Origin of the sequence: Aestuariivirga sp. (assembly GCF_044238155.1) — a bacterium.
Taxonomy (GTDB): Bacteria; Pseudomonadota; Alphaproteobacteria; order Rhizobiales; family Aestuariivirgaceae; genus Aestuariivirga.
Map to the genome: position 1 here is coordinate 1 of NZ_JBIIDX010000202.1, position 4,654 is coordinate 4,654.

At 58.1% G+C, this 4,654-nt stretch carries 4 protein-coding genes and 1 pseudogene; 4 read left to right on the forward strand and 1 reads right to left on the reverse strand.

The genetic code is table 11. The features are described 5' to 3' along the window. Positions 1-169 precede the first annotated feature (169 nt). Together ACILRN_RS15760 and ACILRN_RS15765 are read left to right on the forward strand one after the other, a co-directional pair. Positions 170-949 (forward strand): tyrosine-type recombinase/integrase, encoded by a 780-nt coding sequence (locus ACILRN_RS15760; protein ID WP_395689901.1) that lies wholly within the window; start codon positions 170-172, stop codon positions 947-949. 515 nt (positions 950-1,464) lie between these two features. Beyond that, entirely contained in the window at positions 1,465-2,118 is a 654-nt protein-coding gene (locus ACILRN_RS15765) for a transposase (RefSeq protein ID WP_395689903.1), read from the forward strand. Positions 2,119-2,311: 193 nt separating this feature from the next. Here ACILRN_RS15765 and ACILRN_RS15770 read toward each other — a convergent pair whose 3' ends face one another. Beyond that, entirely contained in the window at positions 2,312-3,064 is a 753-nt protein-coding gene (locus tag ACILRN_RS15770; protein ID WP_395689904.1) for a sulfite exporter TauE/SafE family protein, read from the reverse strand. 615 nt (positions 3,065-3,679) lie between these two features. Here ACILRN_RS15770 and ACILRN_RS15775 point away from each other — a divergent pair. Beyond that, positions 3,680-3,772 (forward strand): annotated as a pseudogene (locus tag ACILRN_RS15775) (sugar isomerase); the annotation flags it as partial. A gap of 313 nt (positions 3,773-4,085) precedes the next feature. Beyond that, on the forward strand, positions 4,086-4,382 hold the full coding sequence (locus tag ACILRN_RS15780; protein WP_395689906.1) for a hypothetical protein: 297 nt from the start codon (positions 4,086-4,088) through the stop codon (positions 4,380-4,382). Positions 4,383-4,654 lie beyond the last annotated feature (272 nt).

A 4,654-nucleotide genomic window follows, 5' to 3' on the forward strand; every position in this document is an offset into this window, starting at 1 on the left:
AGGCCATTGCGCTTGAGGATACGGAATACGCCCGCTTCGGAGATCGTGTTTAAGTCATAGCTTAGCTCGCTCCACACGACGAACGAAGGAGCGAACTATACGACGACTATGTGAGAAAATAGGGCACCTACCAGCGGGAAAAATTGAAGAGCGCCACATTCGTAGTTGGATGGATAAATTATCTTCTACGCCAGCCGCAGCAAATGAGCTTCTCAAAACACTGCGACCCGTCTTCAAATATGCCAAGGAGAGAAGTTTACTTCCTGAAGATCCAAGCGCCAAGATTCGGAAGCTTAGATATAAGCACAAGAGTCATCACACTTGGTCGCAAAGCGAAAGGGAACGCTTCTGCCTGCGCCATCCCGAGGGATCCGACGCTCGCCTTGCCTTTGATTTATTCTTGTTCACGGGCTTGCGAAAGTGTGACGTCGCTGAATTACGTCCGGACCAAATCTTAGAAGACGAAATTCGGGTCCTAACCAAAAAAACTGATGTAGAAGTACGACTTCATATTCACGATCACCTTCGTGCGGAACTTGCTCGGCACGACCTTCTGGGCCCGACCATTCTGCTTACAGCTTATGGGACTCCTTTCTCAGTCAACGGCCTCGGCAACAAGATGAAGCAGTGGCGCAGGGAAGCAGGCTTGCCCCACTGCACATCGCACGGTCTACGAAGTGCTGGAGCTACAATTGCCGCTGAGAACGGCGCGATAGTCAATGAGTTGATGTCGATGTATGGCTGGAAGAACCCCGCCACGGCCATGAAATACACAACTGCCGCCGACAAAAAGCGCCTGTCACGGCAGGCAAGTGAAAAAATTGTGGTCGATTTACCACTCGGCCGCCCGGCCATTACTCCCACTCGACCCAAGCAGTGGGAACAAAATCAGGAATTACCCACGTATGTCAAAAACTTAATAACAAGATTGGCGCACCATGGGGAATGAAGCTGATAACCAGCATCTATATGATATAGTTTGGAAATTTTAAGTGGTGCTGCGGCATTCCGGGCTCTTGATTAGTTCGCCATGTGTTGCGCAATCTCACACTTTATTGCTTTCATGAGGTTGTGCGGATTAGGGGAAATTCCTGGATTTTCGCTGATCGCACTGCGCGGAAACCGCATTTTTCGGGCTTAGGTTCTGAAGTGGCCTTTGAAGCGAAATATTCCCGCTCGGGAACACGGGAGTGCTTCGCCACTTCATCTAATGGGCCCTGCCCTGGTTCCGCCCACAGCGGGAAACCTTCCCGAATGTCTTGGGACGATCATCGCAACTTCTATTTCTTGTTAGTGTCAGAAAAACTAGGTGGCAATGACCACGTAGTGCAGGACTCCCTGACCTGATTTGTTTTGGTGGCCGTAGAGCTCAATTTCGCCATATGCCCCAAACTGACCTTCGTCATAGAAGAGAGATATGCACTGACCTGAGCTTGAGGGTGAGCGCGGCAACATCTCCGGATAGTGTGTCAACGCCGGAGTAAAATTGGGCCACGCGGCGGCGTAAAAGTCGACCACCTGGCCCATGGGGAAAGGTGCCGGCAAGAGGGACAGCGGCCAGTCAGCCGCGCCCACAGGAGGCTGGCGGATGACGCGCTCAAGGTCGCGCGGGCCGAGCATGGCGCTGCCAGGCTGCGCGGCTTTACGGAAACCCGCTATGCGGCGGCAAGCTGGACAGCCGAGCGCCGAGTCATCACCCGGTTCGAGGCGACGACACAGGGCTTCGATGCCCGCTATATCGTGACCACTCTGACCGGTGACGCCCAGCATCTCTACGACAACGTCTACTGCCAGCGGGGACAGGCCGAGAACCTCATCAAGATGCATAAGGTCCAGATGGCTTCCGACCGCACCTCCTGCCAGAGTGCGATCGCCAATCAGGTCCGCCTTGTCCTTCACACCGGTGCCTATTGGCTGATGCTGGCGCTGCGCAACGCGATCCCTGCCACCCATGAACTTGCCAAGGCCGAATTCGACACGCTCCGCCTCAAGCTATTGAAGATTGGCGCCCGCATCATAGAAACGGTGTCGCGCATCCGGGTTCATCTCGCCTCAGCCTGTCCCAATGCCTCGCTGTTCCGGCTGATCACCGGGCGACTGGCTGCTGCCGGTCCATGACAAACGGGGCGGAGTGCCCCCAGCCGTCCCCGAACGTCAACCTCAACGCCTGCCAACATCAACATCCGTGATCGTCTTTCGGGGCGAGGACCAGTTGCGTCTTCAGATGCAACTGATCATCAGCCTACTGATGAACGCAATCCTGATGAATAGACCGGGCTAGGTGCCATGGTGTAACGCCTCTTCGCAATTGTCAGCCCGGACCCACCAACCGCCAGAAGAAGACCGCGCTCATCCCGAAGCCCACCGTTGCAATCACCCCCCTAACGGCCGGTTTCGGCAGGGCGCGTGCCAGGGGGGCACCGGCATAGCCGCCGGCGGTCGCGGCCAGCATCATCACGATGGCTTGAGGCCATGCAACCAGTCCCGCGGCGGCGAACACCGCCACTGAGATAGCCGACAACAGAAAGCTCAACCCCGATTTCAGCGCGTTCATACGGTCAAGGTCGACCATCCCCCACAGCGAGAACAGTGCCAGCAGAATGATCCCAAGACCGCCGTTGAAGTAGCCGCCATAAAGCGCCACAGCAAACAGACCCAGGGCACCTTCGGGCGATACATTCCGCGCCCTAGCAGCGGCCCATTGTCGAACCTGGTCCCCGAACATAAACGCCAGGGTGGCACCTAGCAAAAGGAAAGGGACCACAAAGGAAAAGGCTTCGTTTGAAGACACCAGCAGCAGGCCCGACCCGACCAGCCCGCCCATCAGGGTGATGCCGGCCAGCCGCAAAAGCCTTCCGCGGTCAAAGCCGGCCAGCTCTTGCCGAAACCCGAGCGCGCCACCCATGTAGCCCGGAAAGACGGCAATCGTGCTCGTGGCGCTGGCCGTCACTGGTGGCATGCCGGTGAAGACAAGCGCCGGGAAGGTCAGGAAGGTTCCTCCGCCCGCAACCGTATTCAGCACGCCCGCGCCAAATGCGGCGGCAATCAGTACCAGGAATTCCATCGCGACAACCTTTCCTGCATGTCCGCGTATCATGCTCTAGATCCAGCCGCCGTCCACCACATAGTGCTGGTTGGTGCAGGCGGATGCCTCCTCCGAAGCGATGTCAACGCTGGCGTAAAACTGGGCCATTGGGCGGCGCAAAGTCGACTACTGCGCACGTGGAAAAGGGACGCGGGCAAGAGCGGCAGCAGCCAATCAGCCGCACCCACAGGAGGCTGGCGGGTGACTGGCCACTGAGGCTCGTGAGGCCGATGCAGGGAGATCCGAGTGAAAAGACCTTGTTCCCTTTCGGAAACAGCTTTCCGAACGGCTACCCGTGGTATCGGGTCGAATTGACGGATGCCGGGAGGGCGGGGCTCGCATGAAGTGTCTCGAAACCCGGACGCTCGAGGACGGGCTGATATTGAAGATGTTCGAGGTGCCGGAATCGGTCTAGGATTCCCAGCAGGGGCGAATGAAGGACGGGCCCGCGCAGGCGATGTCGGTGCGCAGCCGTGCGACGGTGAGCTGTTCGTGTTTGCCGACGCCGACACCCGCATCGAATCGGGCAAGGGCCTGCACGTGATCCGCATGCCCGAGAACTACGGCGCGCTGTCACCCTTCTTGCACGTGGTGCCGCTGCAGCTGCCGACGTACCACACCGCCTGCGCTCGCGGCACCCAAGTCGACAAGCCGCGCAATCTTGCGAAGCCGGTGACGGTGGAGTGAACTGTCGCGCGCGTGAGCCGCGCGACAGCATCAAGCGACCTCGCCCATCTTGCGCAGTTGCGCGACAATCCCGTCAACGCCCTCGAGTGCTATCGACTGGTCGATAACATTGCGTCCGCGGGCCATGACTTCGAGTCTCCGATGGAATTACGGGCACGGAACCGTCGGCCTCAAGTCGGCGGGCCTGCGAAAGGAAGCTTTGCGATTCTAACCCAGCTCAATCACGCTTGCCGCATCTGCCCATCTGGTGTGTAGTGACAACACAAGGACGCTCAGCGGTCAAAGTGCGTCCAGCTAACCAGGGGAGGGCAAGATGCATACTGTTGTGAGGATCTATTCCGGCAAGGGCGCTGCGGAGACGATCGATCTCATCATCGCCAACAAGAAGGACGTCAAGAATCTCATGCACTCTGTGAAGGGCTTCATCGATTACTCGGTGGTCAAGACGGAGGACGGCGGATTCTCCGTGACTGTCTCGAAAACCGAGAAGGCATCCGAGGCCATCACGGCGGCGGCCCGCGAATGGGTTATGGCAAACGCCAAGACTCTGAAGGCGAAGCCGCCCAAGGTGATGGGCGGAAAGGTTGGTCTCAAAGTCGGTGCGCCCTGATCCCGTGACGATTGATTGAGGGCTGGTGTTCAGCCGCTTTCGGATCGACACACTGTCGAGGCCAACGAAAACCGGCACCGAGGTGAAGGGGCCATCTGCGTTGGTACGCGCCGCATGTCCGGCATCAGCGTTTCTGAGACAAATCGGATGACTTGAGGAAGGGAGGATTTCTGGCTCATCGTAGCTCGTTAGGAGAAGCGCAGATGAGACAGAAATCCGAGACGCGGGCGACGCCCGAACAGATTGTGAAGGACATTCGCCGGGCGACCCGG

Coding starts and splice junctions, on each gene's coding strand:
- ACILRN_RS15760 (WP_395689901.1), top strand. CDS start 170: ATGGATAAATTATCTTCTACGCCAGCCGCAGCAAATGAGCTTCTCAAA.
- ACILRN_RS15780 (WP_395689906.1), top strand. CDS start 4,086: ATGCATACTGTTGTGAGGATCTATTCCGGCAAGGGCGCTGCGGAGACG.
- ACILRN_RS15770 (WP_395689904.1), bottom strand. CDS start 3,064: ATGGAATTCCTGGTACTGATTGCCGCCGCATTTGGCGCGGGCGTGCTG.